At 71.0% G+C, this 16146-nt stretch carries 32 protein-coding genes; 5 read left to right on the plus strand and 27 right to left on the minus strand.

Annotated elements, in window-relative coordinates; translation table 11 throughout:
* Positions 1-61 precede the first annotated feature (61 nt).
* From ACGFT1_RS15105 to ACGFT1_RS15130, 6 genes are all read right to left on the minus strand, one after another.
* Entirely contained in the window at positions 62-1117 is a 1056-nt protein-coding gene (locus ACGFT1_RS15105; RefSeq protein WP_373909404.1) for an N-6 DNA methylase, read from the minus strand.
* Positions 1118-1185: 68 nt separating this feature from the next.
* Positions 1186-1710 (minus strand): hypothetical protein, encoded by a 525-nt coding sequence (locus ACGFT1_RS15110; RefSeq protein ID WP_373909405.1) that lies wholly within the window; start codon positions 1708-1710, stop codon positions 1186-1188.
* A 19-nt stretch (positions 1711-1729) separates the two neighbouring features.
* Entirely contained in the window at positions 1730-2074 is a 345-nt protein-coding gene (locus ACGFT1_RS15115) for a hypothetical protein (RefSeq protein ID WP_373909406.1), read from the minus strand.
* A gap of 139 nt (positions 2075-2213) precedes the next feature.
* Entirely contained in the window at positions 2214-2555 is a 342-nt protein-coding gene (locus ACGFT1_RS15120) for a hypothetical protein (protein ID WP_373909407.1), read from the minus strand.
* A gap of 29 nt (positions 2556-2584) precedes the next feature.
* Entirely contained in the window at positions 2585-3277 is a 693-nt protein-coding gene (locus ACGFT1_RS15125; RefSeq protein WP_373909408.1) for a hypothetical protein, read from the minus strand.
* A gap of 71 nt (positions 3278-3348) precedes the next feature.
* Complete coding sequence (locus ACGFT1_RS15130) at positions 3349-3558, minus strand: hypothetical protein (RefSeq protein WP_373909409.1); 210 nt, start codon at positions 3556-3558, stop codon at positions 3349-3351.
* 170 nt (positions 3559-3728) lie between these two features.
* Here ACGFT1_RS15130 and ACGFT1_RS15135 point away from each other — a divergent pair, with 170 nt between their 5' ends.
* Both ACGFT1_RS15135 and ACGFT1_RS15140 read left to right on the plus strand, forming a co-directional pair.
* Entirely contained in the window at positions 3729-4067 is a 339-nt protein-coding gene (locus ACGFT1_RS15135) for a hypothetical protein (protein WP_373909410.1), read from the plus strand.
* 53 nt (positions 4068-4120) lie between these two features.
* Positions 4121-4351, plus strand: coding sequence for a hypothetical protein (locus ACGFT1_RS15140; protein ID WP_373909411.1), 231 nt, complete (start codon positions 4121-4123; stop codon positions 4349-4351).
* 66 nt (positions 4352-4417) lie between these two features.
* Here the strand turns inward: ACGFT1_RS15140 and ACGFT1_RS15145 are convergent, their stop codons facing one another.
* The 6 genes from ACGFT1_RS15145 to ACGFT1_RS15170 form a co-directional block, all read right to left on the minus strand.
* The gene (locus ACGFT1_RS15145) at positions 4418-4738 is read right to left on the minus strand and encodes a hypothetical protein (RefSeq protein WP_373909412.1); all 321 of its coding nucleotides are present in this window, start codon (positions 4736-4738) and stop codon (positions 4418-4420) included.
* A gap of 55 nt (positions 4739-4793) precedes the next feature.
* Positions 4794-5831, minus strand: a complete 1038-nt coding sequence (locus ACGFT1_RS15150; RefSeq protein WP_373909413.1) for a hypothetical protein — start codon at positions 5829-5831, stop codon at positions 4794-4796.
* Between the two features lie 56 nt (positions 5832-5887).
* Positions 5888-6307 (minus strand): hypothetical protein, encoded by a 420-nt coding sequence (locus ACGFT1_RS15155; RefSeq protein ID WP_373909414.1) that lies wholly within the window; start codon positions 6305-6307, stop codon positions 5888-5890.
* 34 nt (positions 6308-6341) lie between these two features.
* On the minus strand, positions 6342-7229 hold the full coding sequence (locus ACGFT1_RS15160) for a hypothetical protein (RefSeq protein ID WP_373909415.1): 888 nt from the start codon (positions 7227-7229) through the stop codon (positions 6342-6344).
* Positions 7226-7732 carry a hypothetical protein gene (locus tag ACGFT1_RS15165; protein WP_373909416.1) on the minus strand — a complete coding sequence of 169 codons (507 nt, stop codon included), beginning with the start codon at positions 7730-7732 and terminating at the stop codon, positions 7226-7228. The genes ACGFT1_RS15160 and ACGFT1_RS15165 overlap by 4 nt, the downstream gene beginning before the upstream one ends.
* 100 nt (positions 7733-7832) lie before the next feature.
* Positions 7833-8063, minus strand: coding sequence for a hypothetical protein (locus ACGFT1_RS15170; RefSeq protein WP_373909417.1), 231 nt, complete (start codon positions 8061-8063; stop codon positions 7833-7835).
* A 444-nt stretch (positions 8064-8507) separates the two neighbouring features.
* Between ACGFT1_RS15170 and ACGFT1_RS15175 the strand changes: the two genes are divergently transcribed.
* The 3 genes from ACGFT1_RS15175 to ACGFT1_RS15185 all read left to right on the plus strand — a co-directional run bounded on the left by ACGFT1_RS15175 (position 8508) and on the right by ACGFT1_RS15185 (position 9801).
* Positions 8508-8894, plus strand: coding sequence for a helix-turn-helix domain-containing protein (locus tag ACGFT1_RS15175; RefSeq protein WP_373909418.1), 387 nt, complete (start codon positions 8508-8510; stop codon positions 8892-8894).
* A gap of 122 nt (positions 8895-9016) precedes the next feature.
* The gene (locus tag ACGFT1_RS15180; protein WP_373909419.1) at positions 9017-9184 is read left to right on the plus strand and encodes a hypothetical protein; all 168 of its coding nucleotides are present in this window, start codon (positions 9017-9019) and stop codon (positions 9182-9184) included.
* Between the two features lie 134 nt (positions 9185-9318).
* Positions 9319-9801, plus strand: coding sequence for a hypothetical protein (locus tag ACGFT1_RS15185; RefSeq protein ID WP_373909420.1), 483 nt, complete (start codon positions 9319-9321; stop codon positions 9799-9801).
* 13 nt (positions 9802-9814) lie between these two features.
* Here ACGFT1_RS15185 and ACGFT1_RS15190 read toward each other — a convergent pair whose 3' ends face one another.
* The 15 genes from ACGFT1_RS15190 to ACGFT1_RS15260 all read right to left on the minus strand — a co-directional run bounded on the left by ACGFT1_RS15190 (position 9815) and on the right by ACGFT1_RS15260 (position 16081).
* A complete protein-coding gene (locus ACGFT1_RS15190) occupies positions 9815-10216 on the minus strand; it encodes a hypothetical protein (RefSeq protein ID WP_373909421.1) in 402 nt (133 codons plus the stop codon).
* Positions 10213-10446 carry a hypothetical protein gene (locus ACGFT1_RS15195; protein WP_373909422.1) on the minus strand — a complete coding sequence of 78 codons (234 nt, stop codon included), beginning with the start codon at positions 10444-10446 and terminating at the stop codon, positions 10213-10215. Before ACGFT1_RS15195 ends, ACGFT1_RS15190 begins: the two co-directional genes overlap by 4 nt.
* Positions 10446-10670 (minus strand): hypothetical protein, encoded by a 225-nt coding sequence (locus ACGFT1_RS15200; RefSeq protein ID WP_373909423.1) that lies wholly within the window; start codon positions 10668-10670, stop codon positions 10446-10448. Before ACGFT1_RS15200 ends, ACGFT1_RS15195 begins: the two co-directional genes overlap by 1 nt.
* Positions 10667-10942 carry a hypothetical protein gene (locus tag ACGFT1_RS15205; protein WP_373909424.1) on the minus strand — a complete coding sequence of 92 codons (276 nt, stop codon included), beginning with the start codon at positions 10940-10942 and terminating at the stop codon, positions 10667-10669. The genes ACGFT1_RS15200 and ACGFT1_RS15205 overlap by 4 nt, the downstream gene beginning before the upstream one ends.
* A gap of 21 nt (positions 10943-10963) precedes the next feature.
* A complete protein-coding gene (locus ACGFT1_RS15210) occupies positions 10964-11989 on the minus strand; it encodes a hypothetical protein (RefSeq protein ID WP_373909425.1) in 1026 nt (341 codons plus the stop codon).
* Between the two features lie 54 nt (positions 11990-12043).
* Entirely contained in the window at positions 12044-12166 is a 123-nt protein-coding gene (locus ACGFT1_RS15215) for a hypothetical protein (protein ID WP_373909426.1), read from the minus strand.
* A complete protein-coding gene (locus ACGFT1_RS15220) occupies positions 12163-12702 on the minus strand; it encodes a hypothetical protein (protein ID WP_373909427.1) in 540 nt (179 codons plus the stop codon). Before ACGFT1_RS15220 ends, ACGFT1_RS15215 begins: the two co-directional genes overlap by 4 nt.
* Positions 12703-12831: 129 nt before the next feature.
* Positions 12832-13146, minus strand: a complete 315-nt coding sequence (locus ACGFT1_RS15225; RefSeq protein WP_373909428.1) for a helix-turn-helix domain-containing protein — start codon at positions 13144-13146, stop codon at positions 12832-12834.
* A 76-nt stretch (positions 13147-13222) separates the two neighbouring features.
* On the minus strand, positions 13223-13351 hold the full coding sequence (locus tag ACGFT1_RS15230; RefSeq protein WP_373909429.1) for a hypothetical protein: 129 nt from the start codon (positions 13349-13351) through the stop codon (positions 13223-13225).
* Positions 13352-13479: 128 nt separating this feature from the next.
* Positions 13480-13776, minus strand: a complete 297-nt coding sequence (locus ACGFT1_RS15235; RefSeq protein ID WP_373909430.1) for a hypothetical protein — start codon at positions 13774-13776, stop codon at positions 13480-13482.
* Between the two features lie 249 nt (positions 13777-14025).
* The gene (locus tag ACGFT1_RS15240) at positions 14026-14373 is read right to left on the minus strand and encodes a WhiB family transcriptional regulator (protein ID WP_373909431.1); all 348 of its coding nucleotides are present in this window, start codon (positions 14371-14373) and stop codon (positions 14026-14028) included.
* On the minus strand, positions 14373-14603 hold the full coding sequence (locus ACGFT1_RS15245) for a hypothetical protein (protein ID WP_373909432.1): 231 nt from the start codon (positions 14601-14603) through the stop codon (positions 14373-14375). The genes ACGFT1_RS15240 and ACGFT1_RS15245 overlap by 1 nt, the downstream gene beginning before the upstream one ends.
* Entirely contained in the window at positions 14600-14806 is a 207-nt protein-coding gene (locus ACGFT1_RS15250) for a hypothetical protein (RefSeq protein ID WP_373909433.1), read from the minus strand. Before ACGFT1_RS15250 ends, ACGFT1_RS15245 begins: the two co-directional genes overlap by 4 nt.
* Positions 14803-15246 (minus strand): hypothetical protein, encoded by a 444-nt coding sequence (locus ACGFT1_RS15255; RefSeq protein ID WP_373909434.1) that lies wholly within the window; start codon positions 15244-15246, stop codon positions 14803-14805. Before ACGFT1_RS15255 ends, ACGFT1_RS15250 begins: the two co-directional genes overlap by 4 nt.
* A gap of 109 nt (positions 15247-15355) precedes the next feature.
* Positions 15356-16081: a hypothetical protein gene (locus tag ACGFT1_RS15260; protein WP_373909435.1), complete on the minus strand. Its 726-nt coding sequence runs from the start codon at positions 16079-16081 to the stop codon at positions 15356-15358.
* Positions 16082-16146: the final 65 nt, after the last annotated feature.

The following is a 16146-nucleotide window of genomic DNA, read 5'->3' on the forward strand; positions in this document are numbered from 1 at the left end:
GCTTGCCCTAGCCATTTTTGGCAAGCCGATTAGGCAAAAGAACGGGCAAGAAAGCCGCAGGTCAGGCGGCTTCGCTGCGCCCGGAGACGAGTTGCTCGACCTGGTGCACCGCGCGCACGATCGCCATGCTGGCCGCGACGTCGTCCCGGCGTTCGACCATGATCCGACGATGCTCCACGGCCCGGTTCCACAGATCACCCTCGGCGAGCGTGTCGCCGCACGCCACGAGGGCCCTGGGGCCCATCCCCCACACGATGAAGTTGACGGCGCAGCCGGCGGCGGCGAGAGGGTCGATCTCTTGAGCGAACCAGGTCATGCGCGCCGGGTCCTTGCCCCACCCCCGGATGAGCTGGACGGCGGACCGCATCATGCCGCCGGTGCCGGCGCAGCAATCCAGGAACGACATGCCATCGCTGACCGCCTCGGGGTCCCGGCCGATGATCTGGGCGGCCATGAGGTCGCAGACCTCCGGGGGCGTGTGGTACTCGCCCAGGCCCTGCCGTGCCGCGTTGTGCCGCAGGGCGGTCACCGTCCAGGACATCAGGTCGACCTCTGTGTTCCACGCCGGGTCCAGGTGCCCCGTGTGGTCGAGGACGTGATGGTCCAGCGCCGCCCGCCACGTGGCCAGGATCGCCGCTAGCTCGTTCTTGGTGAACCGGTCCTCCTCGTCCGCCCAGCTGAACAGGACCGAGGCGGTGTCGATCAGGTCGGGCCGCCGCATCCACCAGTAGGCGGCGACCTCCCGGACGCAGGCGAGGACCTGCTGGGCGTCCAGGCCCTTGAAGAACCCCGCCAGGGTCCGCGGGAGGCCCTTCTGCGGCCACAGGGCCAGGGTCGCGACGATGCCGAGGGGGATCTCCATGCGGTTGCCGCCGTGGGCCCGGTGCCAGGTGGTGGACACCGACTCCCCGAAGGTGAGGCCGTCGGTGGGCCGGATGGCGAACTCCGGCGTCGGTTTCCTCGGGGCCTCGGGGATCAGGGCCGGCTGCTGCGGCTGGGGCCGCCTGGCCGCCGGGGTGGCGTACTGGCCGGCGGTGGGCTTGGGCAGGGTGATCGTCTTCTCGGGGGTCGGCGCTTCGGGTTCGCCGAGGTCGGCGAAGAGGTCGAGTTGCTCCATGGCTTGCCTCCGTGTGGGCATGAACGGCGCCCGGCACCACCGGGTGCCGGGCGCGGGGAGGGTGGGGGTCAGTTGCGGGCGGCGGCCTTGCTGCGGTTGCAGGGGCGCGCGTTGTCGGCGGCGACGGCGCCGGCCAGGCGTGCGTGCTTGCGGTGCAGGATCATCAGCCCGTCCAGGGCCGCTTCCAGGACCTCGTCGTCGCGCGAGTTGAGGTGACCGTGTTCGACGATGGCGGTCCGCCGGGCACGCAAGTCGGCATCGCGCTGGGCGAACCGCTCATTGATCGCCTGGAGCGGCTGCATCGTCGGCATGACGCCGGTCAGCGGGGCCGTCGCGTAGTCGATGATGCACGCCGGGATCATGAAGTCGTACTGGGCGAGCAGGTCCGTCACTTCCCGCAGGGCGGCCTCTGCCGCCGGGGAAACCTCCGGGGTCTCGGGGGATGCGAGCGGGTGGTCCCTGATGATGTCGGCCGTGAAGTCGATGGCGCTCGCGAGCGTCTCGACCATGTAGCGCTGCGGGTGGTAGGCCCGGGTGCGCACGAGGGCGGCCAGGTGCGTGAGGCGGCGGGCGGTGTGCTGGTAGGCGGACATGAGCGGTTCTCCTTCGCGGTCAGGCGGCGGCCACGTACTGGGCGGCCACGGCGTGGTAGCAGCGGATGGAGCGCAGGCCGGCCGGGCAGTTGCACTGGCCGGTGGCTGCGGTTCGATAGATCTCCATGCCGTCGTCGGCGACGATCAGGAAGATCCGGTTCTGGCGGAGCGGGACGACGGCGCCCAGCTCCAGGAGTTCGAGTGCCTTCGCGACCTGCCACTTCGGGCTGGCCGTGTCGGTGCGCGCGTTGCGGCGGACCTTGAGGCGGCACTTCGGGCCGTAGCCGTCGGGGGACGGCTTGCGGAGCGGGCGGCGGCACTTCAGGCACCTGCCGTGTCCGGTGGTGACCTTGGTGCCGCGCATGTCCGTACTCCTGTGGTGTGTGGTGGTTTGAACTGTCTTCATTCTTTCTGAATCGACTTGCCCTAGCCAGTTTTGACAAGTCAATTCAATAAAAGAACGACAAAGAAAACCGCAGGTCAGCGGCCTGCGGCTCCCTCGCCTACTGCCCGCCGGGTCGCTTGCACCGGTCGTGCCGGTCGCAGTTGCAGAGCCCGCAGGCCGCGCACATCCAGTCGGCCTCCAGCCCGCAGTGCGGGCAACCCCCCGTCAGCGCCAGCTCCAGGTCGTCGATGAGCACCGCGCGCGCGATGGCGGCCTCCCGGCCCGGCGTGCGCCGGTAGCGGCGGACCACCGTCCAGAAGTCGTCCGGCGCGTTCGTGTGCTGGTCCTCGGCGAGGTAGGTGGCGGCGGCGTTCACGTCGCACGCCTCGTACGGGTCCACCCCGCACGCGGACAACGCACGCTCGATCTCACCCTTGAACGTCTCGAAGTTCTGCGTCACGGCCACTCTCCTTGTGTCGTCGGTGATGGTCAGGCGCCCGTAGCCGGGATGACCCGCTCGACGGTCACCACGTCCCACGCGGCGGTCGCGACGGGCACCGCGAAGGCCCACCGGCCGCGGTAGGTGCGCAGGCTGTCCTCCTCGGTTGCGCCCTCCACGAGCGCCCACCACTCGGCCTGGTCGCCGGCGGCCACGCGAGTCCCCGTGTCGACGATCCGCAGGCGGGCCCCGAATTGGTGCAGGACGTCACCAACCGCGGCGAGCAGACGCGGGACCTCGATGGCTACGGGCCTGCCGGCGGCGATCCGGGCCGCCTGGGCGGCGGCCGGATCGGCGAGCGCGCACCCCTGCTCCATGGCGGCCTGCTCGGCGACATCGACGCTGGCGGTGTAGGCGCCGTCGCAGTACTCGCGAGCCGGCCGCCCCAGGGCGGCGTACCGGCGGAGGGCGCCGTGCTGCTCGGTGATCGCGACCGGCATGGCGACGACGACGAACCCGACGACCCGCTCGGACTCGATGACGAGCACGTCACGGTCGGCCACCTGGTCCTGATCGACGGCCGCCAGGGCATCCGCACTGCTCGCGAAGTGCCACTCCTTCGGCCTGGCTTCTTCGGCGGCGGTCCGGGCGGTGTCGACGGCTTCAATGATCTGACCGAGCTGGAGGGCGGCCGCGGCCTGCCGGTTCTCCCGGGCAGCGCGCTCGGCGTAGCTGCTGCTCACGATCGCTTCCCTTTCCTTCGTGGCGGGCGCCGCCCGCGGGGTGGGCGGGCGGCGCCGGCGGGGGTGAGTGACTACTGGGCCCGGTCGAGGACGCGCATGGTGTGGGTGTCAACCACGTGCACACCGCGGCGGTCGCACAGGACGGTCCGCTCGCGGCCGTCGCTGCTGATGCCGCCGGACCAGGGCTCGCGGTCGACGCGGATCTGGATGACGCTTCCGAGGGTGCTGCCGGAGGCGACGCCCTTCACGAGGTCGCCGGGCTTGATGCTCAGGTCGTTCACGGGTCCTTCCTTCCTGTCGTGGGCGGTTTGTGGTGCTACTTACATTCTGCCCAAGTCGGCTTGCACTAGCCAGGTTTCATAAGTGAATTAGGTAAATAAACCCAAAAGGATCGCTTCGTGCCGTCACGCTCAGCCGGTTTCATATAGCCGACTCGTGAAAGACTGTGTGTATGTCACCCAAGCCCTTCTTCGGCAAGCAGCCGCTGCCCGAATACAAGCCCAGCCAGAGCACCCTCGACGCGATCAAGGCGTGGGAGGCGGCCGTCGACCTGGAAGAGACGACGCGCCATGCAGCCCAGAAGGCGCTCGCCGACGAACTGAAGGCCGACACCGACCTTCCCTTCGCGGCCGTAGCCGCGCACCCGAGCGTGCCGTGGACGGAACCGACGCTGCGCATCATCGGGAAGGCGCACCAGGTCCCGCCCCGGCAGCCCAACAAGGCCAAGCGGCAGACGTCCGCGTCATCGGGGGAGGACGGCGACCAGGCCCCCGCCTCTGACTCGAAGTAGACCACCAACCGCCCCCTCCGCTGCCACACTGGAGGCCAGACGAAAGGGGGCACATGCACGAGGAACCCGACAAGCTGCGGGCCCAGCTGCACCGTACGGCCGCAGCGAAGCATCGCCTCGCCGCACAGACGCACGCCGCCAGGGCGTCCGCCATCGAGGCGGGAGCGGCCTTCCGTAAGGTGTACGAGACCGTCACGGCGGCCGAGGCCCGGGATGTGGCAGAACACCCTGATCTCGCCGAGCTGAACGTCCAGCTGGATGCCTTCTACGGCGGGACCACCTGAGCCGGCTGGCCGCAGACGACAGGAAGGGCCGCATCCCCACGGGTGCGGCCCTTCCTCGTGCCCGGGTCAGCCGGTCTTGACCCACAAGCCGACCAGCAGTGCCAGGACTATCGCGACCGACGCCACCCTCTCCCAGGGCTGCATGTCGCTCCACCGCGGCTGCCCGTACTCGGCCCGGATGATCTCCTCACCATCCGGGTGGTGACCGCCATGGAACTCATGCCGGTGCTCGTGGCCCTCGGCTTGCGCTTTCGCTCTCGTCTCCACCGGATCTGACGTCGTCCGGCACTGCGGACAGCGGTACGCGTACGGCCCGCCCACGGGCGCCCTCCTCGCTCGGGTCTCGTCACCGCTCATGATGGAGGACGCGCCCCTCGGCTGGCCCATGATTCCTTTGCCTTTCACACCTCATGCGGACTGTTCGGTTCCCTGTGCCGGTCGGTCAGCCGACACCCTCGCGGCGCTCGATCACCCAGGACGACTCGCCGCCGTCGGGGCGCTGCACCCACCGGTAACCGCGCGCCTCGTCCTCCTCAGTCCACCCGTCGGGCAGCTTCCGGGGTGCCTTCCGGCCGCTCTCCGCGCGGCTCTCCACACTCTCCACGACCGGAGATTTCCGCAGGTCAGAGCCACTCTTCAGGGGCGGAGAGCTGGCGGGTGCCGCGCCCTGGCCGCTGCCGGGGAGAGGGAGCGGGGGCAGCTGGTCACGGTGGATACCGGCGCGGCCGGCGACGCCCCCTGCGCGGAAGGTGCGAGAGGGGTCCCAACCGGCGGTGATCAGCACCTGCCTGAGCTGCTTGTCGTCGGCCTCGGCGAGGCCGGGGAGGCGCTCCTTCATGGCGGGGCGGAGGACGCTCAGGTGCACCCCGTTGTCGTTGCCGATCAGCTCCCGGATCAGGGCGGTGAGCGGGGGCTCGACGGGGGTCTCCACGGGGGTCTCGGCCGGGGTCTCGGCGGGGCCCGGTGGGGGCGTCTTGCGGAGCCAGCCGAGCAGCTTCTTCCGGGGCCCGGCCGGGAGGGCCTCGCGAGCGGCGTTGGTCGCCTCGCCGGAGGCCTTGCCGAGCACCCGGTCGCCCCAGCCCCGGGTGGCCATGATGGCTCCTTGGCACCACAGCCAGGCCACGCCGATCACGGCCGGGGTGCGGTACTCGGCGATGGTGTGAGCGATGCCGAGCAGCACCACCGCCGCTCCCCCGGACCGGGCGAGGACCGAGCCGTTCGCCCCGTAGGTGCCGGTGAGCCAGCCGACGAGCAGGTGAAGCAGGGTCCGGCTCCCGGACAGGATGAGCCGGACGGCGGCGCCGAGCACGGCCAGGGTGCGGCGGACGGGCCGGCGCAGCGCGCGCAGCATGCGACGGCCGGCGGCGGCCGCCGGTCTCCGGGTTGCGGTGAGGCCGCGGCGCGCGAGGGTGACAGCTGCCTTCACGTCGGCGTACGGGCGCAGGTCCGGCATCACGAGCGCGCGGACCGTGTCCCCCATCTCCCCCGCCTCAGGCTCATGATCACGCGGGTCGGGCGTTCGCGTCGGGACCGTGCTCATGACGCGAAGTGCAGCGCTATGGCGTGGATCCGCTGAGCGAGCACGCCGAATCCGCCGCCCGCGCCCGCCATGATGTGGACCAGGATGATGCCGACAACGGCAACCTGCCGACGGGTGAACCCGAACCACGCCAGGAAGACGAGCAGGAGCAGCACGAGGCCCGGCAGCGAGGCCCCGGGCAGCGTGGCGCGCACCAGGCCGACACCGTCTCCCATGACCAGTTGGGGCACCACGTTGAAAGGCCAGCCGGCGGCCGTGTAGGCGGACCCGGCGACCATGCTCAGGATGAGCGTCCACCACCAGCCGAGCGGCTTCGCCTTGGCGTTCGGGTTCTTCTCCTTGGTGCCGAGGATCAGTACGGCGGTGAGCACGAGTGCGAAGGAGACGATCCCGATCGCAGGGACGACGGACTTCACGGTTCGGCTTCCTTTTTGGTGCGGGTGGGCGGGGTCAGTGCGGCAGGGGATTGCCGTGCAGCCACGCGCCGACGACGAGGGAGACGGTCAGGGCGCGGGTGGTCCAGGCGATTCCGATCCAGGACCGGCGAGTCACTCGGTCGAGCGAGACAACGACGAGCGCGACGAAGCCCCAGAAGTAGGCGTCCGGGTTGTCCTGGAGCCGGCCCGGGTGCCGAGCGATGCTGGCGGTGGCGTCCCGGGCGGCCTGCGGGATGCCGAAGTACCAGCCGGCCGCGAAGCCGCTGCCGGCGAAGAGCAACCACTTCTTGTGCGGCGGCAGCTCGCGGACGAGTTCAGCAAGGGACTTCTTCTCGGGCTCGTGATACTGCGGGGCGGGGGTGGCGAAGGACGGCCGGGTGGTCTCTCCGCGCGAGCGCAGCCACCTCCCGATTCGCCCCTGCTGAGGCCCCTCCCCCGCGGCCTGGTCATCCTCTCCGGTGTCCTCTCCGTCGTCTTCACCCTGCTCAGTGGGGTCTCCGGTGTGGCCGGCGCGAGGCTCCTTCCCGGCCCTGGGCGGGCTCGGGCGGCGCCGGGCGGACTCCTCGGTGGGCTCGTCCTCGGTGCCGGGCGGTCCGGCCGGGCCGTCATCGCTGTCCGCTGTGGCGACGGCCGCCGCCGGTTCGGGTGCGTCGTCCCCGGCGTCCAGCGCGGGCTTGTTGGGGTCACGCCAGTCCGGCAGGCGGGGGGCGCCACCGCGGGGCGGTCCGGGCTTGCCGACGGTCGGGGCGTAGTCGGGCCGGGGCGGAACGGTCGACGGAGCGGGGGTCACCGCGTCGACGCCCTGGCCGTCGTCGGCCTCGGGCGCGTGGCCGGCCGGGCGGACGCCGAGACGACGCAACGCCGCGCGTAACGCCGTCTCGCGCTGGTCCAGGTCGCTCATGCCTGCTGCCTCGTGGGGGTCTCATCGGAGCCGCGGTAGTGGGCGTCTGCGGGCCGGCCCGGTCGTACCGGTGTGTGACGGCGGGCGGGCCCGGTCACACCGGCGGGAGGGACCGGGTAGGACGAGGGGATGTCGGTCGGACGCGTTGTCGGACTGGTCGTCGCACGCGTGTGAGCCACCGTCGGACGGGGCGTCGTACCGGTGGGATCGGGCGTCGGGCGGACCCGGTAGGCGGTGGGAACCGTCGTCTGCGCGGTACCGCGTACAGGCCACTGACCTGGGTCACACCGTGTGATCCAGAACCGCTCAATCGTGGGACGGGTGGCGTTCGGCACGGCCCCGGCGTCCCACACCTTCCGGTAGGTCCCGGCGACGATGAGCAGCGCGGATCGTACGGCGTCCGACACGTTCATACCGGTGGCGAGCATCGTCGCCAGGTCGTCATACATCTGGGCGTCGACCTTGATCGATGCCGTCTTACCGATGGGGGGTGGTGTGGTCATGTGTGATCCTTCGTGCTGGGTCGGGCGGGGGCGCAGTGGCCGCCAGGGGCTGGCGGCCACTCTCCTGGGGGGCATGGAAGCCGCGAAGCGCGGCCCAGCCTCAGGTGCGGCGCCGACCGCCCCGCTTCTTGTCGAACGGGATACCGGCGGCGTCGCCCTTCTTCACGACCTGCGCCTTGTGCCTCGCGCGGCGGCCGGCTGCCTGTCCGGCCTCCCGAGCGTTCCGCCGGGCCGTCTTCTGCTGCTCGCGGGTCGACGCGTACGGGGCAGCTGCGGGCGTGTAGCGGGGGCCGCCGGTGAGCGCTTCACGGACCCTGCTGAAGGCGCCCATCAGCGGCACCTCCCGCCGGACTCGGCGGACTCCTTCGCGTGGAACCGTGCTGTCTCCAGCTGGCCGACCCGCGCGTCCGCGCGAGCGGCCTCGTCCTGCTCGCTCCCTCGGTCCCGCTGGCAGGCCCGCACGGTGGCCGGTTCGGTCACGGTCCGGTTCGGTGTCCGGGTGTCGATCCGACGGGGGCTCACCGGGACACCCCCGCAACGGGTCCGGCGCCGCGGGTCTCCCCAGGTCCGCCTTCGTGTGCGCTCGACGCGCGGATACCATCGCGCATGTTCGTCCTCCTGGTCGCTCAGGGGGCTCGGACCGGCGCCGGGCGGGCCTCTCACAACTCCGCCCGGCGCCGTCTCATTTGGACAGCAGCACCACCGGTGCCACTTGCTGCGACTTTATGGGACCCCATAAAGTCGGCGCAAGCGGCTCCCCGTGGAAGGAGCGGGATTGGCCGAGGAACAGGACGGCACGGAGGAGGCTCGGCGGGTGGCCGACGCACTGCGAGCCATCGAGCAGATGGACGATCCGGCCCGGCAGGCGCGGGCGATCACCGAGGTACTGAAGGTGCAGTCCCAGAGCGGGCCGACGCTGAAGGCGACGCGGCGGGCATGGGTCCTCGAAAAACGCGCGGAGAAGGTCACCTTCCAGGAGATCGCCGATACCCTCGGCGTCTCGATCGGCACCGTGCAGGACATCGTCCGCGGTTACTCGGGATCGGGGAAGAACCGGCCCCGGACCGGGCGGCGGGCGAAGCCGGCGACCGCGGCGGAACCAGGCGGGACCGCTGGAGCGTCCGGGGCTGGTGAGTCGACGAGCGGCGACGAGACGTCGTAGCGCGACCGACTCGTGCGCTGGTCGTTCACCAGTCGGCGGTCAGCACGGGGCCGGCCGCCGGGACAAGAGAGGCAGGGGCGGGAGACATGGCGTTCGGCTGTCGGGACTGCAAGACGTGCACGATGCTCGGGATTTTGAAGTGGTTGCAGGACTGGATGGTCGGGCTGCTGCACATCAGCACGGCGGGCATGTCGCTGCTCGTCAAGCGCGCATCGGCCCGGCACTGCCCGCAGTGCAAGCACGTCTTGAGCAGGCACGAGCGGCGGCGCGACGGCTCGTTCATCGACTGAGCAGCCGGTACTGTTGGCGAGCGCGTCCACGCAGCAGAACCCCCGACCGGTGCAGTTCGGTCGGGGGTTCTGTTTTCCGGCCCCGACCGAGGAAGGCAGGCCGGGCCGTCTCGATCTTGGAAAGGCCCACCACCATGCGCTCCGACCGCTTCGAGCGTCTACTCGTCGACGCCATCAACGCTGACGGCCGTCTGACCGCCCGCACGTACGCCGAGGCTGGCTTCGACCGGTCGCCGCACGGTGCCATCGCAGCGACCGGCCGGGGTGCCGCGGTGAACGTGCAGATCGTCGGACGCCTCGCCGACGGCGCCAGACATGATCACGCCGAGCAGCCCGTCACGGGAGAACCGCATGAGGCACTTCCCGTCCCGGACCCTGCCGAGACGGGGACTCTCGACCTGGAGACGTTCGAGCGGTACCTGGCCGGGCTCGTCGTGGGTGCAGCACCGGAGGAGGTCAGGACCGTAACGCTGTACCGGGACCGGGACGCTCCGGGCGCCGTCCGGTACGGAGCGACCATCACCTACCACGACGGCGCAGCCACGTTCCTGTACGTGCTGAGCGCGGGCGACAAGCGCCACGAGGACTTCGGGCCGCCGGCCAAGGTGGGCGCCTGACGGAAGGGCCGACTCAGCGTCCCCCCGAGCCAGCGACCTTCCCGGGATGGCCAGTCCCGCACCACATGCACCGGTCGGTCGCTTCCGTCGCTCCGGTCGCTTCCGGCGGAGTGGCGTCAGGGTCGTCGACGGTGCTTGTCGTGACCCGCTGGACGAGACGGACGCCGCTGTCGGGATGCTGCTTGCGGCGCCGGCGGTACGCGTCGACGGCGCGGTCCCTGTCGGTGATGTCCCGGACGAGCGGGCCGTAGCGGCCTCTGACCCGGGCCTCGACCTGCCAGCGTCGGGCCGGAGGGGCTGTCTCAGGGCCGGTGAGGCCGAGGCGGGTGGCGAGGGCGCGCAGCCGGTCCAGCTCGTCGTACAGGGCGTCGAGCTGGGCGCTGTTGAGGTCGTCCAGGTGGATGCGGTCGGTCATCGGTGTCCCTTCGGTGCGGGGCCGTACGGACTGGCCCAGGCCGGCCGGTCGGTGCGGGCCTGGACGGCGCGTATCTGGGTGGCGAGTCGCACGGTGTGGCGGGCGGTCTCGGCGATCCTCTTGGCGAGGGCGACCAGGGACTCGCGGAAGCGGCGCCACCACGTGCAGAGGCGCTCCAGGGCGGCGCCGACGGCGCGGGCCTGCTCGCCGGTCAGGAGGGTGATGCGCATCAGGTGTCTCCGTTGGTGTCGGCGCGGTGCCCGGCAGCACGTTCCCGCCTCGACGCCCAGGCCAGGGCGGCTGCACCGCACAGCAGGTACGCGAAGGGAGGAAGGTAGTCGCCTCGGCCGAAGCCGACCGTGATGGCGGACCAGGCGGCGACGGCAAAGCCGGCGAAGCCGAGGCAGAACGCAGCGGTGGCGAGGGCTCGGGCATTGCGGTAGCGGGTGTTCACAGGCTGGTCCTGTGCTCGCGCCGCAGGGTGCGCTCCAGCCGCTCCCCGCAGCCGAGGTAACGGCGCACGACGAGGTGTCCGGCCACCGTTCGGCACTGCTTCACGGCGTCGAGTCCGGCGATCGCTGCGCGCTGACCGTCGGGGCACATGTCCGCGTACAGCATGCCGGGCCAGCACGTGCCGCAACTGGTGGCGTGGGAGACCGCGGCGTCGTATGCGGCCACGACGGCTTCGAGGAGCGGTATGGACGGGCGTGGCGTGTCGGGTTCCACAGGGCTTCTCCTTCGGGTGGGTCAGGCGCCGAACAGGCGCCGGCGTGCCGCCTCGGCCTGCTCGGCGTACAGGCAGTCGGGGCAGCGGGCGGTCGGGGAGCGGTGACGGAAGTCGCGATCGCATGCGCAGGTCCGCAGCGGCGCCAAGGGGTCTGGTCTGGTCGGCTGTAGGGGCGGCGAGGCGGCCCCGTGCGGCTCGTCGGGGGTACGGGGAACCGGCAACAGCAGCGGGCCCTGTACGGGCTTGGCCCGCCCTTCACGAGGTCTGCGGCGGCCCTGGGGCTCCCGGTGGACGGAGCAGCGCTTCCCGGGACGCACCAGCGGCGTCCCGCACACCTCGCAGTCGCCGATCGCCGGGTCGTCCTCCCCCGCCGATCGACCGACGTCCTCGAGGACCTTGCCCGCGCGCGGCTGTGGCTGAGGTGGAAAGCCAAGCCGAGTCTGGTCAGGTTCCGGGTCCCTACCTCTGGTAGGGCTGTACTGGTCCCCCCCGGCGGGAACGGGTTCCGGACCGCGTTCCGGAACGGTGTCGCCCCCCGTTCCGGAACGGGTTCCGGACTGTCCGGAACCCCCGGCGGGAACGGTGTCCGGAACCCCGTCCCGGAACGGGTTCCGGGGCTCGCCCGCACCGGACTCCCGGCCGGCCAACGCCTCCGCTATCCCCTTCTCCTTCAACTCCTTCTTCCGCCGGGCCTGCCGGGTGTCCGTGTAGAGGTGGAGGTGTTCCTCCCACGGGACCCGTTTGCCCATCGGTAGCAGCAGCAGGTACATCGACGACTGGTTCGGGCGCCGCTTCCTGCGAAGCAGCCCCACCGCCATCAACACCTTCACGCACCGTGTGACCGTCTCCTCGGTGCACCCGGCTATGGCCGCCAGTGTCTTGCCGCTGGGGAAGGCGTTCGTGCCGTCAGCATCGGCGTACGTGCCGATCAGAATGCCGATCTGCACACACTTCGATACCTCCACACGGCGCATCCGCAGCGCCTCGTCGCGGAGGCGATTGATCCACGCATTGCGCACCGACTGTTTGTGCTCGGTGGCGTCCACGGTGCCTCTTTCAGAAGGTAGTGCTGGAAGTGTCGGCGGGGGCGGGGAACTGGGTCAGAGGCGGTCGCGCAGCCGCCCCCGCACGCTGCGCGCGACGGAGCCCAGGACTGCCGCATGCCCGAGGACGCCGGCCGTCCAGGTCGCGACGGTGAACAGGTACAAGCCGACGAGGATCACGTCACCTGCCCGGTGAAAAGCGGCAGACCGGCTGCTGGGGGCTCGATCGGCGTCCTGGCGTACACGAGCTGGGTGGTCGGCTCCACGGAGTGCGGGTACCGCAGCGGAGCTGGGGCCGGCCAGTCGTACGCATCCACCGGACAACACTCGCCGACGGCGTAGGCCTGGCGGTCCTCCAGCCCTCCCAGCGGCCACACCGCGGTGTCCCATTCGTGCAACCACCACGGGACCAGGGCGTACCACCACGACCCGGGCTCGGCTTCGCCCCACACCTCAACTGCGGCACCGATGTGACGCCGCTGCCAGAGACCTTGAGCGACGGCTTGCACGTCGTGGCGTTGCGGGTGCTCCCGCTCAGCGAGCAGGGCGCAGGTCAGGCCATGGCTCGCGGCCCTCACCAGCGGGCCGAACGACGATCGCGGTTCGATGCAGACGCCGAACAGGATCGACGCATCGAGCTGGTACGTCATCGCCCACGGGTGGGCGGGGACAACGGCCTCGCGCAGGGGGGTGACCCGCAGGACTGTCGCGTCCATGTACCGGACGTCACTGATCTCGTCATCGCGCACCGGCGGCCCCCCTGAAAGCTGCGGTGCCGACGGCGACGATGACCAGAGCCAGGGCCAGCATCGTCAGGTTGCCCAACTCTTCCGGCTCTATCTCCATCAGACGACCACCTTCCGGGGCCGTCCCTGCGAGTCGCGCAGCTCGACACCGGCGGCGAGCACGCGCCTCCGTATGAAGTCGTAGCCGTAGCCGGTGCGGGCCTGGATGGCGCGGAGACTCAGCTGGCTTTTGTACAGGCCGGCGAGGTACTCGGCGACCGTATCGACCTCCAGCGGACGGCCACCGCTCGGGCGGAGCGTCACCCCGTTGGCCAACAGCTGCCGTCGAGCAGCCGAGTAGTTACAGCCGATCTTCTGGGCCACGCTGCGGATACCCAGGCCCTCTTCGTACAGGGCAGCGATGTCCACGGACACGGGCGGAACCTTTCTGCATTGGTGGATCGGTGGGCGGGCCCCCAGTGGCGGCCCCGGCGCGGGCGAGGGGTCAGGTTCACAGGACGAGGGCGACGGCCAGGCCCAGCACGGGCGACCACGGGCCGATGACCGGGACGAAAGCGGTCATGCCCCAGGTCGCGAGACCGAAGGACAGGCCGACTATGAACTTCCGGAACGCCTTCACGGCACCGCCTTTCACGTGCGTGGGAGGGGGCCGGGGCCCGCCCGTGGGGGCGAGGCGGGCCCCGGGGCGGGCCGTGGCGTGGGGGCGCCGCACTCGGCCCGCGGGAGAGTGGTCAGGGCGTGCGACGGTCAGTCGTCGTCGCAGTTGAACCAGTCGTGGCCGTGGCGGCTGGTGCTGTGCCCGCTGGGCGTCTTGCGGGTGGGCGAGTTGCCGCGCGGCTTGGTCAGCATTGGTCTGCGGCCGGTGCTGCGGTGGTTGCCGAACCGGCCGCTGCTGCTGGATCCGCCGCCTTTTCCTGTGTGCGCGGCGGTCAGCTCGATCCCGGAGCCCCGGGCGTCGCAGTCGTCGTCCGGGGGCTCGCACCCGGCCGCTGACAGGGCGCCGGTGATCGCCAGGGCTGCCAGCACGCCGATCATCTTCTTCATCAGTCCGCTCCAAATGTGCTGTGCGCGTCCAGTGCGCGCTGGTCTCCGAGGTGGGCCCGCGCGGCATACTCCTGCTCGGCGTGCGCCTGCTTGCGGGCCCGGTGCGTCTCCGCACAGGTCTTGTGGGACGGGCGGCCTTCCTCGTCGCGGAGGCAGGTCGGCCCTTTGCAGAACCGGCACGGCCGGGGTCGCTGGGCCCAGTGGCGTTTCGAGTCGGACCAATCCAGGACCCCGCTCGCGGGCAGGTTGTCAGCCGGTCCCGGCCGCCGCTTCCGCGTCATCGCCGCCTCCCTGCTTGCGGGCGGCCCGGCGGTGGCGCCGTTGCTCACGCCGCCGCAGGATCCGGCGTTCGTCCTTGTCCAAGCCGCCCCAGACACCGTTGGGCTCGGAGCGCGCCATCGCTGCCTTCAGACACTCCTCGATGACTGGGCACCGAGCACACACTGACTTCGCCTCCCTGGTGACCATCAGCACCAGGCCAGCGGGGAAGTCCTCCGGGTAGAAGATGGTCAGGTCCTGATCCCGGCAGGCAGCCTGGTCGGACCAGTGCGCGGCGCGCATGAAGGTGTAGGGCGTGTAGCGGCTCGGACGATGCATCAGTCGGTGGCCTCCCCGCTGGGGCAGGTCAGCCGCGGCAGCGCGAGCGTGTCGCGGTCGACGTTGGGCGCCGTCGCTTCAGCCGACGGTCCGGACCACGGCCGACGGTGCCTGCCCGTCGGCCGCAGGGCCGCCCACGCCCACGCGGCCATGCCAGGGGTGAGGAACAGTAGCCACCACCAACCGAGGTGCTCGGCGATCCAGATCAGGACGTTGAGGGCCGCCGTCATCCCTCGGCCCGCCAGTTGCTGACGGTCTTCTCCGTGACGCCGAGCAGCTTCGCGACGCGGCGCGCCGGCGCGGACGAGTGCCGCGCCGCGTACCGCAGCTCTTCCGGCTCCAGCACCGTGTACGGCAGCGACCCTTCCAAGACCCGCTCGACGGCGACCACGTCGACACCCCGGTCCCAGGTGGCAAACCCCGAAAGACTCACGTCGCGTCACCGGCCCTCAGCGCCTCGCGCATGATCCGGTCCCGCTGGTGTTCTCCGGCGACGCAGCCCGGAATCTCACACGACCGGGTCAGGTTCCCTACCGGCTCACGCTGGTTGTGCAGCCGGAAAGCGACCCGGTACGCGGTCTCGATCCGCGTCCGGTACCGGACCACGGGCGTCCCGCACTTCTCCCGTGTACCGGTCCACCGCCGGTGGCCGCCCGCCACGGGTTCCGACTGCTTCGTGAACGCCTCCATCCACGAGCGGTACGTCGGGCGCCGGCCACGCGTGTACGCGGGCAACCCCACCCGCTTACGCACCGCGCTGACTCGCCGATCACTGATCCCGAACCGCTGGGCGACGGACCGGTCCGACACGTCATCCCCGGCGAGCAGCGCACGCAGTATCTGCTCGTCGCTGATCTCGACGACCGTCGTCATCGCTTCACCTCCGGCTTCTTCCGGGCCTTCCACCTGGTGGCGGGCATCGAGCACGTGGGGCAGCGGTCCCCGTCGCCGCCACTCGCGGTGGCCTGCCGCTGCTCGCCGCTCACCGGGGACCGTCCTTCCCGATCCACAGCGGGCGCACGGTGCCGTAGGTGTCAGTGATCGGCTGGGGCACCTGGAGGCGGGTGAGCACAAGGTCGTCGGGGTGGACCGCACCGAGGTTGACCTTCGCGTCCAGGTAGCGGCCCGACAGGTCGGTCAGCCTTAGGTCCGTGGCCTGCGCGAGGTAGTCAGCGAGAACGGTGACTTCGCGCTCCATGTGCCAGCCGAGGACGACGACCTGCGCCGTCCGTGTCTTCACGTCGACCGAGTTGACGTAGACCGCGCTGCTGTAGCGCGGTTCTTCGAGCGCGAGCAGATACCGGCGGCCCAGGAGCGTGATCCGCCACGCGTCCTCTTCACCGTCCGCGTACCGCCGGGCGCGCAGCCCGCGCAGCTCATCGGTGGGGTCCAGGAAGCTCTCGCCGCCGGCGAGGGCCCGCAGCACGTACTCCGCTTCCATCGGCAGCGGCTGCTCGGTCGCCTGCTTCACCGCGCGGATCTGCGCGCGGCGCCACGCGTGCGTTCCTCGCGTCGTCTCCGCCGAGCAGGGGCAGGAGGCGACGACGGCCGCCATGGTGGGGTCCGCCAATCGCTGGCCGTGGCACTGCACCACGCTGGTCCGGCCCCTCTCGCACAGCTGGGCTGCGCAGCAGGGGCAGTGGGGGCAAGGAGCCGACACCGGACGCTCGTACAGCGGCCCGAACGGCTCGTCGTAGGTCTGGGTCATGAGTTCTGTCCTGGGGTCTCGTGTCCGCAGCGGAAGCACTGCCGGGAGCCGTCCGCGCGCATTGC

The sequence above is a fragment of the Streptomyces sp. Y20 genome (genome assembly GCF_043195475.1).
Lineage (GTDB): Bacteria > Actinomycetota > Actinomycetes > Streptomycetales > Streptomycetaceae > Streptomyces.

Bases quoted from the DNA above. Each gene is read 5' to 3' on its own strand.
- ACGFT1_RS15145 (WP_373909412.1), bottom strand. From the start codon at position 4,738: ATGGGCCAGCCGAGGGGCGCGTCCTCCATCATGAGCGGTGACGAGACC.
- ACGFT1_RS15140 (WP_373909411.1), top strand. From the start codon at position 4,121: ATGCACGAGGAACCCGACAAGCTGCGGGCCCAGCTGCACCGTACGGCC.
- ACGFT1_RS15195 (WP_373909422.1), bottom strand. From the start codon at position 10,446: ATGCGCATCACCCTCCTGACCGGCGAGCAGGCCCGCGCCGTCGGCGCC.
- ACGFT1_RS15135 (WP_373909410.1), top strand. From the start codon at position 3,729: ATGTCACCCAAGCCCTTCTTCGGCAAGCAGCCGCTGCCCGAATACAAG.
- ACGFT1_RS15235 (WP_373909430.1), bottom strand. From the start codon at position 13,776: ATGAAGAAGATGATCGGCGTGCTGGCAGCCCTGGCGATCACCGGCGCC.
- ACGFT1_RS15105 (WP_373909404.1), bottom strand. From the start codon at position 1,117: ATGGAGCAACTCGACCTCTTCGCCGACCTCGGCGAACCCGAAGCGCCG.
- ACGFT1_RS15150 (WP_373909413.1), bottom strand. From the start codon at position 5,831: ATGGGGGACACGGTCCGCGCGCTCGTGATGCCGGACCTGCGCCCGTAC.
- ACGFT1_RS15170 (WP_373909417.1), bottom strand. From the start codon at position 8,063: ATGGGCGCCTTCAGCAGGGTCCGTGAAGCGCTCACCGGCGGCCCCCGC.
- ACGFT1_RS15110 (WP_373909405.1), bottom strand. From the start codon at position 1,710: ATGTCCGCCTACCAGCACACCGCCCGCCGCCTCACGCACCTGGCCGCC.
- ACGFT1_RS15115 (WP_373909406.1), bottom strand. From the start codon at position 2,074: ATGCGCGGCACCAAGGTCACCACCGGACACGGCAGGTGCCTGAAGTGC.
- ACGFT1_RS15220 (WP_373909427.1), bottom strand. From the start codon at position 12,702: ATGGACGCGACAGTCCTGCGGGTCACCCCCCTGCGCGAGGCCGTTGTC.
- ACGFT1_RS15240 (WP_373909431.1), bottom strand. From the start codon at position 14,373: ATGCATCGTCCGAGCCGCTACACGCCCTACACCTTCATGCGCGCCGCG.
- ACGFT1_RS15190 (WP_373909421.1), bottom strand. From the start codon at position 10,216: ATGACCGACCGCATCCACCTGGACGACCTCAACAGCGCCCAGCTCGAC.
- ACGFT1_RS15245 (WP_373909432.1), bottom strand. From the start codon at position 14,603: ATGACGGCGGCCCTCAACGTCCTGATCTGGATCGCCGAGCACCTCGGT.
- ACGFT1_RS15185 (WP_373909420.1), top strand. From the start codon at position 9,319: ATGCGCTCCGACCGCTTCGAGCGTCTACTCGTCGACGCCATCAACGCT.
- ACGFT1_RS15260 (WP_373909435.1), bottom strand. From the start codon at position 16,081: ATGACCCAGACCTACGACGAGCCGTTCGGGCCGCTGTACGAGCGTCCG.
- ACGFT1_RS15180 (WP_373909419.1), top strand. From the start codon at position 9,017: ATGCTCGGGATTTTGAAGTGGTTGCAGGACTGGATGGTCGGGCTGCTG.
- ACGFT1_RS15165 (WP_373909416.1), bottom strand. From the start codon at position 7,732: ATGACCACACCACCCCCCATCGGTAAGACGGCATCGATCAAGGTCGAC.
- ACGFT1_RS15160 (WP_373909415.1), bottom strand. From the start codon at position 7,229: ATGAGCGACCTGGACCAGCGCGAGACGGCGTTACGCGCGGCGTTGCGT.
- ACGFT1_RS15255 (WP_373909434.1), bottom strand. From the start codon at position 15,246: ATGACGACGGTCGTCGAGATCAGCGACGAGCAGATACTGCGTGCGCTG.